General features: G+C 46.2%; 11 protein-coding genes and 1 tRNA gene. 2 read left to right on the forward strand and 10 right to left on the reverse strand.

Annotation, left to right across the window (positions count from 1 at the left end):
• Nucleotides 1–6: 6 nt before the first annotated feature.
• On the reverse strand, nucleotides 7–3,204 hold the full coding sequence (locus tag GGU45_RS17480; RefSeq protein WP_435226908.1) for a SusC/RagA family TonB-linked outer membrane protein: 3,198 nt from the start codon (nucleotides 3,202–3,204) through the stop codon (nucleotides 7–9).
• A gap of 265 nt (nucleotides 3,205–3,469) precedes the next feature.
• On the opposite strand from GGU45_RS17480, the gene GGU45_RS17485 reads away from it, so the two are divergent.
• A complete protein-coding gene (locus GGU45_RS17485) occupies nucleotides 3,470–4,348 on the forward strand; it encodes an AraC family transcriptional regulator (RefSeq protein ID WP_435226910.1) in 879 nt (292 codons plus the stop codon).
• A gap of 302 nt (nucleotides 4,349–4,650) precedes the next feature.
• On the opposite strand, the gene GGU45_RS17490 is transcribed toward GGU45_RS17485, so the two are convergent.
• The 6 genes from GGU45_RS17490 to GGU45_RS17515 all read right to left on the reverse strand — a co-directional run bounded on the left by GGU45_RS17490 (nucleotide 4,651) and on the right by GGU45_RS17515 (nucleotide 13,725).
• Entirely contained in the window at nucleotides 4,651–5,394 is a 744-nt protein-coding gene (locus tag GGU45_RS17490) for a substrate-binding domain-containing protein (RefSeq protein WP_435226912.1), read from the reverse strand.
• Nucleotides 5,395–5,873: 479 nt separating this feature from the next.
• Nucleotides 5,874–5,962, reverse strand: a tRNA-Ser gene (locus GGU45_RS17495).
• Nucleotides 5,963–6,058: 96 nt separating this feature from the next.
• A complete protein-coding gene (gene dnaA, locus GGU45_RS17500; protein ID WP_435226914.1) occupies nucleotides 6,059–7,492 on the reverse strand; it encodes a chromosomal replication initiator protein DnaA in 1,434 nt (477 codons plus the stop codon).
• 429 nt (nucleotides 7,493–7,921) lie between these two features.
• Nucleotides 7,922–8,542, reverse strand: coding sequence for a DsbA family protein (locus GGU45_RS17505; RefSeq protein WP_435226917.1), 621 nt, complete (start codon nucleotides 8,540–8,542; stop codon nucleotides 7,922–7,924).
• A gap of 249 nt (nucleotides 8,543–8,791) precedes the next feature.
• Complete coding sequence (clpB, locus tag GGU45_RS17510; RefSeq protein WP_435226919.1) at nucleotides 8,792–11,395, reverse strand: ATP-dependent chaperone ClpB; 2,604 nt, start codon at nucleotides 11,393–11,395, stop codon at nucleotides 8,792–8,794.
• 215 nt (nucleotides 11,396–11,610) lie between these two features.
• Nucleotides 11,611–13,725: a family 20 glycosylhydrolase gene (locus GGU45_RS17515; RefSeq protein ID WP_435226921.1), complete on the reverse strand. Its 2,115-nt coding sequence runs from the start codon at nucleotides 13,723–13,725 to the stop codon at nucleotides 11,611–11,613.
• Between the two features lie 180 nt (nucleotides 13,726–13,905).
• Here GGU45_RS17515 and queG point away from each other — a divergent pair, with 180 nt between their 5' ends.
• Complete coding sequence (gene queG, locus GGU45_RS17520) at nucleotides 13,906–14,838, forward strand: tRNA epoxyqueuosine(34) reductase QueG (protein ID WP_435226922.1); 933 nt, start codon at nucleotides 13,906–13,908, stop codon at nucleotides 14,836–14,838.
• A gap of 325 nt (nucleotides 14,839–15,163) precedes the next feature.
• Here queG and GGU45_RS17525 read toward each other — a convergent pair whose 3' ends face one another.
• The 3 genes from GGU45_RS17525 to sppA form a co-directional block, all read right to left on the reverse strand.
• The gene (locus tag GGU45_RS17525; protein WP_435226924.1) at nucleotides 15,164–15,664 is read right to left on the reverse strand and encodes an SRPBCC family protein; all 501 of its coding nucleotides are present in this window, start codon (nucleotides 15,662–15,664) and stop codon (nucleotides 15,164–15,166) included.
• Nucleotides 15,665–15,814: 150 nt separating this feature from the next.
• A complete protein-coding gene (locus GGU45_RS17530) occupies nucleotides 15,815–16,816 on the reverse strand; it encodes an ABC transporter permease (protein ID WP_435226926.1) in 1,002 nt (333 codons plus the stop codon).
• A 185-nt stretch (nucleotides 16,817–17,001) separates the two neighbouring features.
• Nucleotides 17,002–18,756, reverse strand: a complete 1,755-nt coding sequence (sppA, locus tag GGU45_RS17535; RefSeq protein WP_435226927.1) for a signal peptide peptidase SppA — start codon at nucleotides 18,754–18,756, stop codon at nucleotides 17,002–17,004.
• Between the last annotated feature and the right edge of the window lies 1 nt (nucleotide 18,757).

Genomic DNA, 18,757 nt, shown 5'->3' on the forward strand with positions numbered 1-18,757 from the left:
AAGATTTTAAAAACCAAGTCGTATACCCAGGCTATACACACGCTGCAGGGGATAGCCCAGGCCGTTGCCAGCCATTTCCACATCCCAAAGTTTAAAGTTGCTCCAGGTGAAAAGATTCTGGGCGCTTGCATAAATACGGGCAAGCGTAAGGCCGTACTTCTTAATTAATTTACTATCGGGGTTGTAGCCGATATCTACCTGCTTCAGCCTTAAAAAATTTCCATTTTGCAGCCACCAGGTAGATGATTGCGCATTATTTGCAACGACTTTGTCGCTCAGCCTGGGCCAAAAAGCATAGGGATTGCGGTTATCCTCAGACCAATGATCTTTTGCAATAACATCCAAAAGACCGGATTGCGCTACAACAATATTATTGCCACTAAACGTACGCGGATTTACCACAAATGGAGAAATCCCTTCCACGGTTCCGTCTGACGCAAGACTTGATCCGGGATTGATGAGAAAAGAGGAACGGGCAGAACCCTGGAAGAAAAAACTCACATCCACAAGGCTTTTATAAGCAAGCGTGCCTCCAAAACCGTATGTAATTTCAGGCGTTGTGGGCCATCCGATCGGAACCAGGTCCAGCCCGGTTATCTTTCCATCGCCGTTGATATCCCTGTACTTGATGTCGCCGCCCATTACGAGGCCGCCAAAACTTTGCTGGGGAGAGTTGGCCACTTCCCGTTCATCTGTAAACAAGCGCTCTGCTATGAGGCCGTATATCTGGTTACCAGACCGGCCCACCTTGCTAAGGTATTGCAGGCCATCGGGATAAGAGGGCTCTTCTGTATAAACGATTCTATTGGTGCTGTAGGTAAAGTTGGCTCTGGAGATAAGGCTCAGGTTCGGGCTTAATTCTTTATTATAGGTAAAAGCCAGTTCAAGTCCTTTAATATCCGTTATCCCGGTACTGGCTACTACCCCAGCCTGCAGGCCCAATGTAGTAGGAACCGTTGCCGAGCGGTTTAATAAAATCCCCTCTACCCGGCGCTTGTATACATCCGCCACAATAGTCAGGTCTTTAAACAGGGTAATGTCCATACCCAGGTTAGCCTGCGTGGAGGTTTGCCATGTAATGTTTTCATTGGCGTAACGAAGGGTATTTACGCCGCTTCTAAAATAATTAAACCGTTCTCCAAAGGCATACCCTCCCCCGTTAAAATCAACCTCCGAAAGGTAGAAAAACCGGTCACCGGACTGACCCACGGCATCGTTGCCCGAAGTGCCATAAGTAGCGCGGAGCTTAAAATTGGAAATGGTATTTTGCAAAGGCTCGAAGAATTTTTCATTGGATACCACCCAACCTAACCCAATAGAAGGGAAAAAGCCCCAGCGGTTCTTTTTTGCGAAACGCTCGGAAGCATTGTACCCAAACGCAAATTCCATGAGGTAGCGCTCATCATAGCCATAAGTGGCCCGCCCGGAAAAGCTCAGGTTGCGCGCCGGCAAAGAAAGCTGAAGTGATGAGGCATTGCCGGATAAGGCAGAACGGCTAAACCCGATGAGGCTGGCTCCCACGTTGTGCTTTTCAGCAAACAGCCGTGCATAGTTTAATGCAAGCTGTCCCCACAAAACAGTACTGACGGTTTTTTCGCCAGGGGCAAAATTCAAATACTCCGTTGGGGCGCTGCCTATTTGAACATTGTTGCGCACGCCGTTTAGCAAACTCAGATAGGTGCTGTCATTAACGGTAAAAGCACTATAGTAAAAGGGGTTATATTGCCGGCTCACTGCAAAAAAAGATTCGCGGGTGGTATAGGCCATTAAACTGGCGGTAAGCCCCTTCGTTATACCCTTCATATTTTGGTTAACCGTAATTTGGGGCGTAAGCTGTGATTTATTGGTTTCCTGGTAGCCCGAAACCGCCCGGGCATAAGGGTTGATATACAACGCAATATTATTGGTTCCCGGTACAAAAGCATTTCCAAAAAGCGGGTGCTTTGCGTACGGCAGATAACTTTGGGGATAGATTGCAGGGTACGCCACCGGGTTGCTGGTAGAAGCCGTAGTAAATATGGCGCCGCCGCCGCCAATAGGACCGTTATAATCATCAAACCGGGCCTTAATACTGATAAGCGCATCCGTTGTGTTCGTAAGTTTCAGGTTAATGTTCGATAATACGGAATAAGAACGGAGCTTAATATTACTTTTAAAATTATTTAATGTTTGCTCGCGCATCAGTCCGTTGTTTTCATCATAGGTCATGCTTACAAAATAGCGGGCTTTTTCGCTGCCGCCACTCAAATCAAAATTGGCGGCTACATTATTGGTATAGTTTTTTATCAGCAACTTCATCCAGTCGTTGCTGGGGTATAAAATGGGATTTTTCCCCGCAGCGGTGTTATCGATTTTAGATGGGTCATAAGGCGCTACCCCCAGCGGATCGCGGGTAGTTGCCGCTTCATTGGCCAGCCGCATATAAGTAATATTATCGGCCAGCTTATACAATTTTGTATTACCCGACAACCTGCTTTCAACGCGCAGGTTAAATTTTGTTTGACCAGAAATGCCTTGTTTTGTGGTAATCAATACAACACCGTTGGCCCCGCGGGCGCCATACATAGCAGTGGCAGTGGCATCTTTAAGCAGCGAAAAATTATCGATATTGTCCGACTGCAGCCGGGCCATATCCTCAGTTGAGCTTTCGATACCATCGATATAAATTAAAGGATCCTGCTTGCCCGCACCAAAATTCCCCAGGCCACGAATAAAAAAGTTTGCATTATCCTGGCCCGGTTCCCCACTGCGCTGAAAAGCAATGATTCCCGCGAGGCGGCCCGCAAGCATGGTGGTAAGATTACTCGAAGGTCCCTTGAGCTCCTTAGGGCTAATGCTGGTAACCGACCCTACCATGGTGGTTTTCTTTTGCTTACCAAAAGCCACAACAACAACCTCATCCCCCGTACGGGTCTCCCGCGTCATAAAGACCTCCATCATTTTTCCCATGATCACTTTTTGCTCTAACGGCTGGTAACCCACGAAACTGAACTGCAAAACATCCTTCTCCGGATGAAGGGTTTCAATGGCAAAATGCCCGAAAGAATCCGAAACCGTAACAATTGGGCTGTTTTTTAGCTGTACCGTTACGCCCAATAATGGTAACTGGCTGGTATCTTTAATAATACCCGTTATCATCTTCTTGTTTTGGGCAAACAGCATCGTATTCGCCACCATTAGTGCAAGCAATAAAAATTTTCTCATATCATATTCTGTTGCTGTAAAAATAGCATCGGGCCGGGCGGGTTGGCAACTGCTGTATATGCGGGTTTTAGAATTATTTTAACATGCCGGAATCGGGAGACCTGGGGGTGGAGCGCCCGAAATAAGCGTTGAGAGGCAGAAAATCAAGGGCGAATATAAAACTTCAAACAGGGCTGCCTTACTCCATGTATACTATAAGTTTGAACTTTTCTGTCCTTTTTGCGGGAGTTTCATACATTTATGGTCAAAACATTTTCAACCATATATGAAGCCGCAATTTATTGAGGTAGCGCTTGCCGGTACTAAAACCATACAAATAAAACAGATCGATCAATATTATCTTGACGCTCCGTTTCATTTCCACCAGTTGTGCGAGCTGGTATGGATTGAAAAAAGTTATGGCAAACGTGTTGTCGGTGACAATGTCGGCAACTTTGAAGAAGGCGACCTGGTACTGATGGGGCCCAACCTTCCGCATATCTGGCAGAACGACCGGGCATTTGCAGAAGAGGAAGATAACGGGGTAAAATCTACCGTGATTTATTTTCCCCCTGATTTCCTGTTGAACCTGACCGATGAACAAAATATGATCCGGCCCATTACAGAACTCATACAACGCTCCCAGCGTGGTATCCTGTTCGTTGGAAAAACAAAACAGCAGGTGGTTGAAATGCTGCACCTTATTTCAAAAGAAAAAAGCATTAAAAAGATCATCTTCTTCCTGGAGCTGATACATATCCTTTCGTCCTCGCAGGAATACGAATACCTCGCCAGTGTATCTTATAAAAGCCGCTACGATGAAAAAGACACAGGGCGTATCAATAAAGTGTACCAGTTCCTGATTCAAAATTTTCACCGCGATGTCTCGCTGAACGAAGTTTCTGCCCTCTGCAATATGACCCCCAATGCATTCTGCCGTTATTTCAAAAGCCGCACCCGAAAATCTTTTACACGCTTTTTAAATGAACTGCGTGTTGGACATGCCGCTAAACTATTACAAAACGAGAACAATTCAATCACGGACGTCTGTTATGCCTGCGGGTACAATAATCTTTCCTACTTCAATAAAACATTTAAAACAATCCATGACATTGCGCCTTCGGAATACCGAAAAAATTTGCTGAACATTGCGGCAACCCGCTGATATTACATCACAATCCTTCCCTGTATAAAAATACCGGTATTACTTCAAAATGATAATGGGTAAAATATAGCGTACTTTTTTGAAAACACCATGCGCCGCTGCGATTTACGCTTTCTTTAAAAAGAGCAATATCAGCATGAACTGCAATAATTCATGACTAAAAGATGCACCTGATACTTCTTTCAAAGGTCTTTTGTATGTTCATTTCAAACAATGGGCATACACGAAAACAAATGGTAGATTTGAGAAGAGACGGAGATAATATTATCCTACTAAAATTATTAGGACTGTTGTGTAAATCCTTAACGCCAGCCCCATTTCTGAAATATCCTGTGTGCCTGTCCGGTTTTCAAATAGCTTACAAAATCTGTTGCAATGGTATTATTCTTTCCTTTTTGTGTCAGGGCAATGGGCGTACCCCGATACACTTGTAGTTCGTCTGGTATGACGATCATTTCAGTGATGTCTTTGAGGTTTTTGTGCCAGGATATATAGGTTATCCAGGCATCATAATCCCGATCTTTCTTCCACTCAGCTATGCCCAGTGCTGTGTTGGCAAAAGATTTCCTGATATTCTTCCCAACAGCGGCAATAAGATTTTGCCGGCTCACTATGTCTTCCCAGTATCCCAACTGTCCGGCACCATTTATATCCAAAATGCGGATTCCCTTTTTACCGAGATCCCGCATACTTTGAATATGTTTGGGGTTCCCGGGCCTCACCAGTATGGCGGCACCTCTCTGGTAAAGAGAAGTGCGTGTTGATACGGCTATCATTTCGGGGTGTGCACTGATAAAGGACGTTAGCATATATTCTGCGCCGCCAAACACGACATCTGCGTTGCGCTTTGCTTCATCAATCCAGTTACTTTCCGGCCCTCCGGTTACTTTCACAACTACTTTTTTTTGCCGTCCAAACTTTTCTGCACATTCCTTAAACGGGCTTAACGGGCCGCCAGGCCCATAAACATATAAGGTGTCTTTTTGTGCTTTTGCAATAAATGGTATCAACAGATACAAAAAGAGAGAACAGGCCCAGTTTTTCATAAAGAAGATTTTATTGTGCAGCAATTCCATATTTATTGTCACTATTGTCCAACTAAAGTATAACAAAAATTGCTAAAAAGAGGGCAGTCCGTAAGAACCGCCCGGATTAGTTGAGTTCCCGGGGAATGCCATCTGCTGTAACTTTTAGGTACCCGTCCTTCGGATTTCCTTTTTTGTAACTTTCAGGCTTTTTAAGAAGAAAAGCAACCCGATACTTTTTTCCAGCATAATGGCTCATTTTTGGGGTTACAAATTTCCAAATAAGCTCCTTTCAAGACAAAATGTTCATCCGCTGAACCCCTTACTGGAAGCGGGTTTGCGCTGAAACCGTTTAGTACATTTTTGAGTTTTGAAATACTCAACGATTTACGCTTATTAAATTGGAGAATTTTTATGCAAATTTGATAGGGCTGGAAAAGCAAAACGCCCGAAAATAGTGCATTCCCGGGCGTTTTGTGAAGACTTGTAAGTTAATTATGCGGTGAGGAAGGGATTCGAACCCTTGGTACAGTTTAACCCGTACGGCAGTTTAGCAAACTACTGATTTCAGCCACTCATCCACCTCACCGTTATTATTTAAGAACTTAGGGGCTGCAAAAATAGAGAAACCCAACAACATAAACTAAAAATTGTGTGCAATTTCAGTAAAAAATTATCCGGCATATTACATGGCTGCCAGCTGTACCTTCTGATGCAGCTCCAGCACGTTTTCGCGAAAAAGAGCATCAGTATCCATCAGGTCCTTAACCGTCTGGCAGGAATGAATTACCGTAGTATGATCCCTGCCTCCAAAATGCTCCCCGATCGTTTTAAGACTGTTTTTGGTAAAGGACTTGGCCAGGTACATGGTAATTTGCCGCGCCTGAACGATTTCCCGTTTCCGGGTTTTTTGCAGCAGTTTATCGTAGGACACATTAAAATAATCGCAAACCATCTTCTGAATAGTGTCGATGGTAATTTCTTTACTGGAAGATTTAATAAAGTTGCGGAGCACTTTTTTGGCCAGGTCCAGGTCAATTTCCCTCCTGTTAAGCGATGATTGCGCCAATAAGGAGATCAATGCGCCCTCTAGTTCGCGTACATTGCTGTTAATATTGTAGGCGATGTATTTTACCACTTCCTTGGGCATTTCCAGTCCATCCGTTTTCATTTTCCGTTCCAGGATCTCAATCCGGGTTTCGTAGTCGGGAATCTGCAGATCAGCACTCAGGCCCCAGCGAAAGCGGCTCAGCAGGCGTTCCTGCACCCCTTCCAGGTCTTTGGGCGACTTATCAGAGGTAAGGATCAGCTGTTTCCCTGATTGGTGGAGATGGTTGAAGATAGCAAAAAAGGCATCCTGCGATTTTTCGGCCTTGTTAAAGAACTGTACATCATCTACGATGAGCACATCAATCAACTGGTAAAAATGAATAAAATCGTTGATGGCGTTGTTCCGGCTATGGTCCATAAACTGGTTGATGAACTTTTCGGAACTCACGTAAAGGACTATTTTGTGAGGATGCGTTTTTTTTACTTCATTACCAATGGCCTGCACCAGGTGTGTTTTTCCCAGGCCTACACCGCCATAAACCACCAGGGGGTTAAATGAATTGGCGCCCGGCTTTTCCGCCACCGTTTTCCCGGCACGCCGGGCCACCCGGTTACAATCGCCCTCAATATAGGCATCAAATGTATAATTGATGTTTAATTGCGGATCGATCTGCATCTTTTTGATGCCCGGGATGACAAAAGGATTCTTTACAGGATTGTTGATCACAAGCGGAAAATCCATTTCGTTATTAGAATAGGTCTTATATCCCGTCCCCGTCACATCCATAGTAAGCGGTTTGTTCTTACTGTTGCCGCTGTCTACCATAATGCGATATTCAAGACGGGCCTCCTTCCCCAACTCACGCTTCAATGTCTTTGCCAATAAATTTACGTAATGTTCCTCAAGATACTCAAAAAAGAATTGGCTGGGGACCTGGATCACCAACACGTTATTTTTTAATGAGATTGCCTTTATAGGTTCAAACCAGGTTTTATAGTGCTGCCACTCCACAATGTCTTTTATAATCTTTAAACAATTAGACCAGATTTTTTCGACATTTTTCTCCATCAGAAGTTACCAAGTTTATTGATGCATTTACGATAATGTTTCTCCTAAAAGTCCAGCAAGAAACGATCTTCTCATAACGATAAAAAAAGTTTCGCGGGACAGCGAATATCCACATTTATTCAACATAAAAAAAATTTAATCTTCTCTTTTTTTTATGTATGACACAAAATTGATTTTTTATGATTGTTTCTTGAATTTTTTTCAATCAAACTACGAAATTCATAAATGCACAGATGTATGCAACCCTCACCAATTTCAGGTATGTTGCTTAACGGTTAAGCGGACAAAATCGCGGCAAAAAGGCCGAAACCCTTTACTGTAAAGGATTTCGGCCTTTTGATGTTCTTTTTTACAGTTTCCTTTCCGAATAAGTCTCCGCAATGCAAAGCGGGACAAAAGATTTCCGGACAGCGGATGGATATATAAAAACTATTTCGTTTTTGTTTTTGTTTTTACCGGTGCTTTGGGGGCTTCCCGGGGTTTGGCTTTTGCCTTTTCCACCGGCTTTTTCTTCACGCCTTTCAGGGCTTCCTCAATAGCCTGGCTTAATAGGGCATAGGTCGTTTTTCCTTTTATCACATTGCCGTTTACAAAAAAAGTAGGAACCTCCCTTACGCCCAGGTCTAACCCATATTTAAGGTCATCCTGTACCTGCCATCCATAGGTGCCATTTACCAGTTCTTCCAGGAAGTTCTTATTATTAACCCCTGCTTCTTTTGAATGTAGTTTTAAGCTGGTAGTACCCAGGTTTCTCCTGTTTTGAAATAATACATTATGCATCTCCCAAAACCTACCTTCCTGTGCCGCCGCAATGGCAGATTCGGCAGCTTTCAAACTCCGCTGATGAATTCTTGTTTGTGGAAAATGGCGAAAATTAAGTTTTACCTGACCATCATAATTTTCAAGAATCTGTTTTACCACTTCATTAGCCTTTGCACATTCCTCGCTCTCATACTCCCCAAATTCCATCAAAATTACAGGGGCATCCTTTTTCCCTACAAAGATGTCCTTAGGCTCAATTATTTCCTCAGCTTCTTTCTTCAGACTCATACAATTAAAAAATTTATCTGGTTTAGGTAGGTGGTTTGATTTTTAAACTTTTAAAAATCAACACATAAATACAACAAATATCTCAAAAAAGCGATTGAAGATAATTTTTTTTTTCATCTTACAAATTTTTTCTTTTCGCCAAAAAAAGCACATACATAAATCATTGAATATCAAGCAAAAAACAAATCTCCCGGGGCGCTCATTTCCCAAAAAAATCCCCGCTAAATGCGGGGATCATTTTCTTTGTATTTAACTGTTTTTATTATCGTTCCTGAAAACGACCGTGTTATCAAAAACATCCACCAGTACCGGCCCCGAGCGGTCAAGATCCCCCTGCAGGATGCGCTTGCTTAACTGGTTCACAATCTCCTTCTGGATCAGCCTTTTCAGCGGCCGCGCACCAAACTGAGGATCATAACCCTGCTCGGCAAGAAACTCAAGCGCATAGTTGCTGAATTCGAGCTGGATACCATTCTGGGCTACCAGCTTCTTCAACGCTTCCAGCTGTATTTTCACAATATCCACGATATCTCTTTTGAGCAACGGATGAAACATGATAATTTCATCTACCCGGTTCAGAAACTCGGGGCGGATGGTCTCCCGCAATAAGCTCATCACTTCAACCCTTGCTTTATCCGAAGCCTCGTCCACATTTTTCTCGTTCACATCCTCAAAGGCATTTTGGATAAGATGGCTTCCGATATTGCTGGTCATTATAATAATGGTGTTCTTAAAATTAACCACCCGGCCTTTGTTATCCGTCAACCGGCCATCATCCAGCACCTGCAGCAATACGTTCCATACATCCGGATGCGCTTTCTCAATCTCATCCAGCAATACCACGCTGTAAGGTTTCCGGCGTACAGCTTCCGTCAGCTGTCCTCCTTCCTCATACCCTACATATCCCGGAGGGGCGCCTACCAAACGACTGACCGTATGTTTTTCCTGATACTCGCTCATATCAATGCGGGTCATCATTCCTTCATCATCAAAGAGAAATTCTGCCAGCGCTTTTGCCAATTCTGTTTTACCCACACCGGTGGTACCCAGAAATATAAAGGAACCGATCGGTTTGCGCGGGTCCTGCAATCCGGCCCGGCTCCTGCGCACAGCATCTGCTACTGCCGTAATGGCTTCATCCTGGCCTACTACCCGCTGGTGCAAATGAGCTTCCAGCTGAAGCAGGCGCTCCTTGTCGCTTTGCAGCATCTTTGTTACGGGGATGCCGGTGGCCTTTGCCACGCTTTCCGCAATATCTTCTGCATCCACCTCTTCTTTCAGTAAGCGGTTTTCGGCTGTACTATTGAGCTCGGTGGTGAGCCGGACAATATTTTCCTCTTCTTCTTTGATCTTACCATACCGGATCTCTGCTACTTTTCCATAGTCGCCGTTCCGCTCTGCCTTTTCGGCTTCTACTTTATAATCTTCGATTTTTGCCTTGCCTGCCTGGATCTTCTCTACCAGTTCTTTTTCCTCCTGCCATTTGGCTTTGAGGGTATCACGCTCTACCGATAAGTTGGCGATATCGGTATTCAGCTGCTTTAATTTATCTTCATCATTTTCCCGCTTGATGGCCTCGCGCTCAATCTCCAACTGGCGGATATGCCGGTTCAGGCGATCCAGCTCCTCGGGCATGGAGTTCATCTCCAGCCTGAGCTTGGCAGCACTTTCATCTACCAGGTCAATGGCCTTATCCGGCAGGTAGCGATCGGTAATATACCTATGCGAAAGCTCCACTGCGGCAATGATGGCTTCATCCTTAATGCGCACGTGGTGATGGGTTTCATATTTGTCCTTCAACCCCCGCAGGATGGAGATGGCATCTTCTACGGAAGGCTCATCAACCAGCACCTTTTGAAAACGCCGCTCCAGGGCCTTGTCTTTTTCAAAAAACTTCTGGTATTCATTCAATGTTGTAGCGCCAACAGCCCTCAGTTCGCCCCGGGCCAGTGCCGGTTTCAGAATATTGGCCGCATCCATGGCTCCCTCGCCGCCACCGGCTCCTACCAGGGTATGGATTTCATCAATAAATAATATAATCTGTCCATCGCTGTTGCTCACCTCTTTTACAACGGCTTTCAAACGCTCTTCAAACTCTCCTTTATATTTGGCCCCTGCAATCAGCAAACCCATGTCAAGGGCATAAATGATTTTTGACTTGAGGTTTTCGGGCACATCCCCATTGATGATCCGATGTGCCAGCCCTTCCACAATGGCGGTTTTACCCACCCCTGGCTCACCCACAAGAATGGGATTATTTTTGGTACGCCGGCTTAAGATGTGCAAGGTACGCCGGATCTCTTCATCGCGGCCAATCACCGGGTCCAGCTTACCCTGCCGGGCCAGCTCGTTCAGATTTTTTGCATATTTATTTAATGCATTAAACTCCTGCGACTGGGTTTGGGAAGACACCGTTTCTCCTTTGCGCAGGTCGCGAATGGCTGTTACCAGTCCTTTTTGGGTAAGTCCTGCATCTTTCAGCAATTTGGCAACCGCATCATTCCCTTCCACAATTGCGAGCAACAGGTGTTCCGGAGTAATAAACTCATCATTGAATTGTTTTAAGGCCGCACCGGCTCTCAAAACCACGTTATTGGCATCGCGGCTGATCTGCTGCGCCGGCTCCCCGCTGGTGGTGGGCAGTTTGGCCAACAGCTCATCCAGCTTGGTATGCACCAGGTTGATGGTTACGTTATTCTTTTTCAGCAAAAAGTCCACCGGCGAGTCTTCCTGGTCCAGGATCGCCTTTAATATATGCTCTACTTCTATATTTGGATTTTTAGCATTAAAGGCCAGTTGCTGGGCCTGTTGAAATGCCTCCGCTGCTTTAATTGTAAAATTTCCTAAGTTCATAATTTTTATTGTTAGTGGCCGCAGGTTACCTGATGTTGCCCCGAAACTTCGGGGGGGGGTGCATTGCTGTGCCCCGGATCAGCTGCCTGCAACCGGTATTGCTATAGCAAATCAAAATCCAAGCCGGTTTTGGCGGAAATTTTGTCAGGAAACAGGCTCAGAAACTGACTATAATTCAGTCAAAATAAATGTTTTATGAAATTATTGCAGGAGCTCTAACGGGCCGGAACGGTACGCAACTTGCCCGGGGCAAATAACCAGTCCATGGCTTCCTGGTTTAAGCCGTCCCTGGTATGCTTTAATGGTATTATGGTAAACATGAGCTTGGGCGGCACCTGCCAGTCTTTGAGCGGATCAAACTGGTCTGCCGGGAGCTTTACCAGGATATGGTTCCATCCTTTCTGAACTTTTATTTTACGGGGCGGGCGGATGTAATACATTTCGTCCACCAGAGGCTCCTCAAGCAGGCCGCTTTTGCGCCCGGCAAATTGAAATACCGGCGGGTTAATCAGCTGCCGGTTGATCCATATTTTACTTTTATTATAATCCCATTCCCCGTTTGGCGGTGTTGCGTCCGCACCGGATTTTGACTGATCCTTGGTATCGAGCCAGAAATCGATGGTTCCCGAAACGGGACTAAGAAAACGGGTATAGGCGTACCAGGTGGTTTGCGTTTGCGGATCCGGCAGCCAGCCAGCCGTAAGAGGGTAATGGGTAGGCCAAAGCCAAACCGTACCACCGGTTGCCGGTATCCCGGCAGAATCTTTTAATGAAGCCTCCTGCTGTTCGGGCCAGAACGACCGTCCCAGGTCCCCATCATTTTTAAAGGGCCCCAATAGTTTCCACCGGATACCCGTTTGTTTTACATAGTTGAACGGCAATGCCCCAAAATAGTTTTTCTTATGATCCAGCAGCCGCTGCTCAAAGGCTTCAAAATCCTTTATACGTTCCGGCTTGCCGGCCCCGATGGCAAAAGAAACCCCATCATAGCCGCCCCCGCGCCAGCTCCGCTCGGCAAACGCAAGCAATGCCGGGTAAACGGTATTCTGCACCAAAAGATCTTTTTGATGGACCACCCTCCGGTCGCTCCATAAACAGATTTCTGCGCCCAGCAGGTTTTTATTACCTCGCTCCTGCTCAAAAAACCTGCGGTTAAAAATAGTGACTACGGTATTTTGCGGGTCCATGTCGCTGATGTAAAGAAACCGGGAGTCGATATATTTTCCGATGGTGTCGTTTTTATAATGCTGGTCCCCGGCCTTCCATAGATGCTGTATTGTTGTACTGCTTTTGGCCTCCCCGGGGTTCCAGGCGATCACTTTTTTTTCACAGGAATCCAGTAAAGCTTCAACCTCCGGAACAAAATCTTTATTGGTAATGGCTACCTCATCGACCCCGATATGTATATAAGGAATATCATAAGTAGTGCATATCTCTCTTAAAATATTTTTCATAATTGCAGTACCCTGTTCACTCTGCATACCCGTTTTCATGGCCCGGGCAAATGCCTCGCTATGACCGGGCATATCAATTTCCGGAACCAGCGTTATAAACCGCTCCCGGCAGTAGCGGATAAGCTCCTTTATGTCTGCTACGCTATAATAATCCCCTTTATTACGCGTCATATTCGCTGCGGCCGTTAATGCGGGATATTTCCGTATTTGCAGTCGCCATGCCACATTTTCGGTAAGATGAAAATGAAAGATATTGAGCTTATAAGCCGCCATTTTATCGATCTGCTGTTTCAGCTGACCTACCGATTGAAAATTGCGCCCTACATCCACCATATATCCCCGCCAGGAGAAGGCCGGGTAATCTTTAATGATACATCCGCTGATGCGGTTATTACGAACCAGCTGGGCCAGGGTTTGCAGCCCGTTAAAGACTCCGTGGGCCGTGTTGGCAATGAGCCGTACTCCGCTTGCAGAGCTACGGACCTGGTACGCCTCTTCTGCCTGATAAGGCGCCGGCAACACATCCAGTCCGATGAAAATATAGCCTGTTTCATTGGGGGCCGGACTCCCCGTTTTGATCCGCAGCTGCTTTAACGCTGCGGGCCGGGAGCGGGTTACTACCGGCTCCAGCTCTTTTGACGATACATAAATCGCCGCTGCTTTTGACAGGTCAAAATGATCCTGCTTCCATTGCAGCTCCTGCGGAAGCGGAATGAGGGCCGGAGTGCTGTCCCCGGCAGCGGAAGAGCATGCACAAAGAAGCGTATAAAGCAGGAAAACGGTGTATCTCCTGAAGCAGGTACGGCAGCGGTACGCCAGCCGGGCTGCTGCGCTCCGGCCACTGCCGGGGATCTTTATGCAGATGTAATCGTTCATGACAAAATTGTTCCTGTTAAAGAAGTCTTTTAACAACGCCGTGTTGAAAGTAACACAAAACGGACAACTGCCTGCCCTGAACTATCATGAGCCCGCTTTTTTTCCAGATGGGCTCCGCTTCAATGCATTGTAAAAACAATTTTTCACACTGTTACCAGGGAAGCCAGTAATTTTACGCCGGTGAACGCTTCTTTAAAGCATACAAATCTTATTAAACAATACAGCAGGGAACTGGGCTTTAGCTATTGCGGCATCGCCAAAGCAGTGCAGTTGGAGGACGATGCCCGCAGGCTGGAGCAATGGTTATCCAAAGGCATGCACGGCAGCATGCAGTATATGGAAAATTATTTCGATTTGAGGATCGATCCCACAAAACTGGTTCCCGGCGCCCGGTCGGTCATTACCCTGCTGATGAACTATTTTCCGCAGCAGCAGCAGCAAACAGATGGCCCCCGGATTTCGAAATACGCCTACGGGAACGATTATCATGAAGTGATCCGGGCCAGGTTAAACAGCCTGCTCCAATACCTGCGGGAAGAGGTTGGCGAAATCAATGGCCGCGGCTTTGTAGATTCCGCTCCTGTACTGGAACGCAGCTGGGCCCAAAAAAGCGGACTGGGCTGGATCGGGAAGAACGGCAACCTGCTGGTAAAAGGAGCGGGGTCTTTTTATTTTATTGCTACCCTCATTACCGACCTGCCATTGGAGTACGATGACCCCTACAGCCGTGATTTTTGCGGCAGCTGCACCAGATGCCTCGATGCCTGTCCTACCGGGGCCATCCTGCCGGGCAAAGTGGTCGATGGCAGCAAATGCATTTCCTATTTTACAATCGAATTAAAAGACGCGCTGATACCCGATGCTGTAAAGGGCCAATTTCAAAACTGGGCCTTTGGCTGCGATGCCTGCCAGGATGTGTGCCCCTGGAACCGGTTCAGCAAGCCCAACCAGCAACCTGAGTTTACCCCTTTGCCGGAGGTCCTTAATTTATCTACCAGGGAGTGGGAACAGTTTTCGGAGGATCAGTTTAGAAAGATCTTTAAGCATTCTCCCATAAAACGCACCAAGCTAAAGGGAATTCAACGGAATCTTAAATTCATTAAGGAGCATTAGGGCCGCAAAAATTCTGTGGCAACGCCACTGAAACACAGATTCTTTTTTGTTACAGCAATAGCCGCTGCTTTTAATGTAGAAAGCCTAAAGCCTTCTGTACCTCAGAGATTCTGTGGCATTGCCACTGAAACACAGACTTTTTTTTGCTACAGCAATAGCCGCTGCTTTTAATGTAGAAAGCCCAAAGCCTCTGTGTCTCAAAGCCTCTGTGGAAATGCCACTGAAACACTGAAACACAGATGTTCTTAGTGCTGCGGCGATGGCCCGCCTTCAATTTACAAAAATCCAAAGCCTTCAGTGTCTCAGAGCCTCTGTGGCATTGCTACTATTTTTGCATCTGTTCTTTCAGCCGCCTTAGTCCCGCTTCCATGAGCTGCCCGTAGGACCCATCCACCAGCAATCCGGAAAAACGTTCCCAGGGGTACCATTTAAAATCAAAATCCATATAATTCTGAATGGTGAGCGAATCCGAATGCGCATAACGGATCAGCTTCCAGTTGTTCAACACCGGCTGCTCCCCTTTTTTCATCGCCACCGTTACCAGCGAATCGCTGTAAGCTATTATCTGCAGCTGCACATTTTTTACGGTTGCCCCCGTTACCCGTCCGCCGGTTCTTACCGTCGCCTCCAGTACAAGCGTATCAAAGCCCGGGTACCAACGCTTCCATTGAGACAGGTCGCCAACCAGGTGTAACACGGAATCGGCGCCTGCATGCAGGTTTACGGCCCTGGATACCCTCACATGTGAGGGCAGCAGCAGGGTTACTCCGGTAACGGCCAGTAAAAGAATGACAGTGCTAAAAATCAAAAGTTTTATATATTTCATGTTAGATAATAGACAATAGATAATAGACACTAGATATTAGACAATAGACACCATATATTAGGGTTCGGTTTCCGGAGTCTTGCTTTTCAAAGCCCCTAACCTGAAACCTTGAACCTGAAACCTGAAACATTGAACCAGAAACCTTCCCCCTCACTCCCACCGCATTATTTTTGAAACAACAAAGTAAACAATCAGGATCCAAATACCCAGGTAGCCTAATTCCTTCCAGCAGTCATAAAGATGCAATCCTTCAAAGGACAGCTTGCGCATCGCATCATTAAACTGCTTCAGCGGCAGCAGCTCGCAAAGATGCTGCATCCACTTTGGAAAAACATCGATGGAAAAGAAGGTACCAGAAAGCAATATTTGCGGAAACCCAAAAACATTGATCATTAAGGGGATAACCGTATCATTCTTTGCAATGCTGCTGATAACCAGCCCCACACCCATCAACAGAAACAACATCACCACCGAAAGCAACAGCATTTCCAGGAAGGTGAGGGCTCCGTGCACCAGGGTAAAATTCAGAAAGAAATGGCCAAACAGGATCAGCACCACTACGTTGATCAATTGAAAAAAGAGCCGGCTTACACCAATGCCCACCAGGATATTCAGTTTTTTTACCGGCGAGGCATAAAACCGTTTCAATACCAGCTGCTCCCGCAGGTTAAAAAAGATAAAGGCAATGCCAAATAAAGTGGAGAACAAAACCGAAAATCCGAGCTGTCCCGGCAGCACAAAATCAATAGACCGGTATTTTTTCCCTGCCACAATTTGTGTTTGAATGGTATATTGTTTGGGTATATGCGCCTGGCTAAGCTGCATCCGCAGACCGGTATAGTCAATAGCCTTTGCCAATGCCGGTAAGGCAGCAGCCCCGGCCTCACTGGCCTTTAACAGCACCGTACTGTTTCCCGATATATCCTTTGCCTTGCTGATAAACAGTACCGCGTCCAGCTTTCCTTTACGCAGATCGGCATTGCGGATGGCCGTATCTGTATAGGAAACCACTTTCATAAAGCCGCCTTTCACCAGGCTATCGTAAAAAGCACCCACGGTATCGCTGGCAGGATCGATGGCCACTTTTTTTACGGCCGGCGTCTGATTTGTAAAAGCTCCAAAAATGAGTATAAATACTATAGGAAAAAGCAAACTGAACAAAATAGATGACGGCTGACTGAAAATTGCCTTAAAACTTGCTTTTGTTATGGCCCAAAGAGCCTGTGATTGACGATACTTCATTTATTGTATGTTGATACCCTGTTTCTATATGATCCTCTTCCAACATCCACTCCCCACTCCCTACTCCCTACTACCTATTCACTATTACCTATTGCCTATTGAATAAAAAACTCAAATGGCAACCGGGCCTGTACACTATTAGTCATTTGTTTTATGGACTTCAGCTGCTGGTATGCTTTAGCATATTCAATACCCAATTCCTGTTTCACCATTACTTCGGAATTGTTGCTTTTATTAAAGCCGAGGATACGCTCCAGCAGGTTTCCATACCTGGGGTACTCTTTTATTGCAAATTCTTTCAGGCCGGCTTTTTTCGCAGCGGCATTGACCGCATCCTGCAATCCGCCGTAAGCATCAATAAGTCCGATCTCCTTTGCACGCAGTCCCGTCCATACACGCCCCTGTGCAATGGTTTCGATGTAAGCCGTATCCTTTTTGCGGCCTTCGGCCACCCGCTGTTTAAACTGATCATAGATGCGCTCAATACTTCCCTGTACGATCTTCCGTTCCTGCTCCGTCATCGGATGATCGATAGAACCGGCGTTTGCCAGCGGCCCGGTGCTAACGCCATCAAAGGTGACGCCCAATTTGTTTTTCAGAAATGCGCTCATATCGGGTATTATTCCAAATACGCCAATAGATCCCGTAAGGGTGCCGGGCAAGGCAAAAATACTATCTGCGGCACAGGACATATAATAACCACCGGAAGCCGCCACATCCCCAAAGCTCACCATCAGCGGTTTGGCGGCTTTCGCCAGCTTCATTTCCCTCCAGATATGATCACTTGCCAGTGCGCTGCCGCCACCTGAATTAACACGAACAACAATGGCTTTAATCCCGGGGTCCAGGCGTACCTGCCGCAGCAGCTCTACATAAGCGCCATCGCTGATTACGCCTTCCGCTTCCTTTCCATCCACAATGCTGCCCGCCGCATAAATCAGCGCTATTTTGTCGCCACTTCCTTCCAGGTTCCGGTTTGCCTGCGCATAATCGTTAATGGTTACAAAATTGATTTTATCGGCAGTATCAATTTTCAACTGCTGTTTGATCTCCGATTGCAGCTCATCGTCATAACGCAGGCCATCGATCAGCTTTCGCTCCCAGGCAACCTGAGGTGTAATGATGGCACCTTCGTTGGCCCACTGATGAAGCGTTGCCGTATCCAGCTTTCGGGCAACCGCTGTTTTCTGCAGCAGGTCGGCATACAAATCATTCAGCCAAACGCTGGTCTGCAGCTGGTTGGCTTCTGTCATTTTTTCTGCCCGCAGCGGTTCTGTAGCGCTTTTAAATTTTCCGGCATAGAAGATCTGCGGATTGATCTGCAGCTTATCCAGAGCCCCCTTCAAAAAGAGATAGTTTACCCGGTAGCCCACCCATTCAAAATCGCCCGATGGGCTCACATAAATCTTATTGGCTACATTGGCTACAGAATAAGCCTTTTGACTCATGGTATTGCCAAAGGCAATGATTTCTTTGCCCGATTTTTTGAAATCGGTCAGTGCCGTCCGGATCTCATCACTGGAAGCAAACCCGTTCACATTGCCGTTTGCCACCAGGTATATGGCCCGGATCCGGCTATCAGTTTCCGCCTTTTTGATCAGGCGGATCACATCATAAAGCGAGGGCGTTTCCGACAGCGATTTTTCCTTTATCATGGACTGTACATCATTGGAGGGAAGTTCTACATAAGCCTCTCCAAGATCTATTTTCAATACCGATTTTTCGGCAATCACCGGTATGGCGCTTGAAACGGCGCTGCCCACCATCCCCATAAAAAAGAACAATGCAATAAGGCAAAACACGAAAACCGCCAGGAAGGAGGCCAGAAATATTTTAAAAAAAGAACGCATA

Source organism: Niabella hirudinis, from assembly GCF_051201075.1.
Taxonomy (GTDB): domain Bacteria; phylum Bacteroidota; class Bacteroidia; order Chitinophagales; family Chitinophagaceae; genus Niabella; species Niabella hirudinis.

What these genes read in the sequence shown, in the direction of transcription:
- GGU45_RS17480 (WP_435226908.1), bottom strand. Translation starts at nt 3,204, where the DNA reads ATGAGAAAATTTTTATTGCTTGCACTAATGGTGGCGAATACGATGCTG.
- GGU45_RS17485 (WP_435226910.1), top strand. Translation starts at nt 3,470, where the DNA reads ATGAAGCCGCAATTTATTGAGGTAGCGCTTGCCGGTACTAAAACCATA.
- GGU45_RS17490 (WP_435226912.1), bottom strand. Translation starts at nt 5,394, where the DNA reads ATGAAAAACTGGGCCTGTTCTCTCTTTTTGTATCTGTTGATACCATTT.
- dnaA (WP_435226914.1), bottom strand. Translation starts at nt 7,492, where the DNA reads ATGGAGAAAAATGTCGAAAAAATCTGGTCTAATTGTTTAAAGATTATA.
- GGU45_RS17505 (WP_435226917.1), bottom strand. Translation starts at nt 8,542, where the DNA reads ATGAGTCTGAAGAAAGAAGCTGAGGAAATAATTGAGCCTAAGGACATC.
- clpB (WP_435226919.1), bottom strand. Translation starts at nt 11,395, where the DNA reads ATGAACTTAGGAAATTTTACAATTAAAGCAGCGGAGGCATTTCAACAG.
- GGU45_RS17515 (WP_435226921.1), bottom strand. Translation starts at nt 13,725, where the DNA reads ATGAACGATTACATCTGCATAAAGATCCCCGGCAGTGGCCGGAGCGCA.
- GGU45_RS17525 (WP_435226924.1), bottom strand. Translation starts at nt 15,664, where the DNA reads ATGAAATATATAAAACTTTTGATTTTTAGCACTGTCATTCTTTTACTG.
- sppA (WP_435226927.1), bottom strand. Translation starts at nt 18,756, where the DNA reads ATGCGTTCTTTTTTTAAAATATTTCTGGCCTCCTTCCTGGCGGTTTTC.